The organism is Tessaracoccus sp. OH4464_COT-324 (assembly GCF_003932855.1).
Classification (GTDB): domain Bacteria; phylum Actinomycetota; class Actinomycetes; order Propionibacteriales; family Propionibacteriaceae; genus Arachnia.
This window is the reverse complement of sequence record NZ_RQYZ01000204.1, coordinates 1-278: the sequence shown is the minus strand read 5'-3', so window position 1 is coordinate 278 and position 278 is coordinate 1. Positions and strand designations below refer to the sequence as shown.

1 pseudogene is annotated in these 278 nt (G+C 62.2%); it reads left to right on the top strand.

Annotated features, from left to right (window positions below):
• A pseudogene (locus EII42_RS13220) lies at nt 1-278 on the top strand (hypothetical protein); the annotation flags it as partial.

Here is a 278-nt window from a genome sequence, read left to right as displayed (position 1 = left end):
ACGACCCCTTGTCTCCTGCGCTGTATTGGTCTGCTGAGGAGGCTGAGGAGGAGGGGGTTCCGGATGTTCCGCCGCCTGATTGGGCGCCGGGGCAGGATCTTGATAGCGCCCCTGATGATGGGTTCAGCGTCCAGGGCGCTGACGGTGGTGTTGGTGCTGCTGGGTTGGTTCGGGTGTGGTTCGACGATGAGGGCTGCTTGGATCGGGTGCGGGTGAGCCCGGTTTGGTTCAAGAAGTTGAAGCGGGGCCAGACGTTGGATCAGGCTTTTATGCAGGCG